This is a genomic window from Candidatus Zixiibacteriota bacterium, assembly GCA_040752815.1.
Taxonomy (GTDB): Bacteria; Zixibacteria; MSB-5A5; order GN15; family FEB-12; genus JAGGTI01.
In genome coordinates, this window is the sequence record JBFMGC010000117.1 from 1 (window position 1) to 1,942 (window position 1,942).

Annotated in this window: 2 protein-coding genes; one reads left to right on the plus strand and one right to left on the minus strand. The window is 61.0% G+C overall.

The window, feature by feature from the left end:
- Nucleotides 1-72: 72 nt before the first annotated feature.
- On the plus strand, nt 73-975 hold the full coding sequence (locus AB1772_13405; protein ID MEW5797336.1) for a transposase family protein: 903 nt from the start codon (nt 73-75) through the stop codon (nt 973-975).
- Nucleotides 976-1,092: 117 nt separating this feature from the next.
- On the opposite strand, the gene AB1772_13410 is transcribed toward AB1772_13405, so the two are convergent.
- A partial coding sequence (locus AB1772_13410; GenBank protein MEW5797337.1) for a hypothetical protein occupies nt 1,093-1,942 on the minus strand: 850 nt, incomplete at its 5' end.

Genomic DNA, 1,942 nt, shown 5'->3' on the forward strand with positions numbered 1-1,942 from the left:
CCCCATCGCCACATATTCATTGGTTAACCTTCACAATAGGGTGAGGACAGATGTAAACTGTGGTGCATGATCATGAGATACGACAACCTCAGCCAACATCCGACTGTGTTTCAGAAATGCACCGGTCTGACAGTTGCCCTGTTCGAGCAACTGGTGGATGACGTGCTGCCGCTGTATGTGGAAGCCGAACAACAGCGACTGAGCAAGCGCCAGCGACAGCGCGCCAGCGGTGCTGGACATCCGTTTGAGTTGGCACTGCACGACCATGTGCTGCTGACCGTCATCTGGCTGCGGCTGTACCCGATTCATGAGGTGCTGGGCTATCTGTTTGCGGTCAGCGACTCGACGGTGTCGCGCCTGATTGAGCGCGTGCTGCCGATCTTGGAACACAGTGGACGGGATGGGATGCGTTTGCCGGACCCTGGCAAGAAACGCCGGCGCCAACTGCCCGACTTGCTGGCGGACATTCCCGAATTGACGGTGATTGTGGATAGTTTTGAGCAGCGCGTCCAGCGTCCACCGGGAGACGACAGCCATTATTCGGGCAAGCAAAAGCAGCACACGCTCAAGAGCCAGCTTGGGGTGGACAGCGACACCGGGCGCATTGTCGATGTGTCGCAGAGTGTGCCTGGCCCCACCGCCGACAGCACGCTGTTGGAAAGAAGCGGCTTGCTGGAACGCCTGCCAGAGGAAGTGGGCATGGGTGGGGATTTGGCGTATCTGAACCTGCCGAAACTGAGGCGAAATGGCTTTGCGCCTCGCCGCAAACCGCGCGGCAAAGACCGTCCGCCAGCGGATGTCCTCTACAATCGGGCGTTTTCGCAGTTTCGCATTGTGGTCGAACAGACCATCGGCCAAGTCCGACGCTTTCAAAGTGTCACCGCTACCGATCGCAACCATCGCCGCCACCATAGTGCGCGTGTCGCCGCTGTCGCGGGTCTGGTCAACCGATTGCCGCGCTTTGCTTTGGCATGACCGCCTTCGTTGGGGTAGGGGCATCCTGTCCTATCCTCTTATTGTGAAGTTTAACCACTGGCTTGGAGCCACTGGCGGGCAGCGCCTCAACATGCTGCGTAGACGAGGAGATCTGAATCAGCCGGGGCTGCACTCCGCGCCGATTTCGATGCGCTGCTGGCCGAGCAAGGTGGCGATGTAGCTGCGTTCGACGTGCAGATTGTAGACGACGCTCTGAAGCCCTGGCTCGCCGGTCGGTACGGCCACGCTCAACGTGCCTTCGGCGCTCAGGCCGTCAAACTGCTGATTGAGCGGGCTGTCTGGGACGACGCTGATGCTGTTTTCCGTTTGCACCACGATCTCACTGCGAATCGACACCGGGAAGTCCGTGTCAATACCCCAACTCAGCGTGACCGTGTCGCCCGGACACGCCGCGCCCTGACTGATGGTGTAATGGCGCACGTCGGGGCGGTAGTACATGGGGATGAGTTGGACAGAGGCGTTGGGCGCTTCATAGCCTGGGCGCGAGGCATCCACAATCAGGTAGGCGCTGGTCAGGTTGCTCGCCATGGCGATGGTCTGCGTCCCCGTGGGCGGCAGATCGCGCAGTTCAAGTTTGAGACCTGTTTGAGGCGCTATGGCCGATGTCCAGCCCCAGACCTCAATCTTGACCGAGGCCGCCCCACGTGTCTGCCACGTCAGCGTGATCGGGTCGCCGACGAAAGTGCTCGCCGGATCGGCCTGGAAGCTGATGACCTGTGGGCCGGACGCTGGTGGTGCTGCGGTCGCCACCGGACGCGTGACCACGTCTCTCAAGATCGGCAGCGTGAGTTCCTGGCTGGCATAGACCGTGCTGTCCGTCAGATCGATGAGGCGCAGGCGCAGCCGGATCGTGTCGCCGCTCGTGAGCACCGGGTAGATGCTGCCTTCGCCATGCGAGCGCACCCACGCGAAGGGCCGCGGCGCTTCGATATTGATGGCATCACCA

Coding starts and splice junctions, on each gene's coding strand:
- AB1772_13405 (MEW5797336.1), top strand. CDS start 73: ATGAGATACGACAACCTCAGCCAACATCCGACTGTGTTTCAGAAATGC.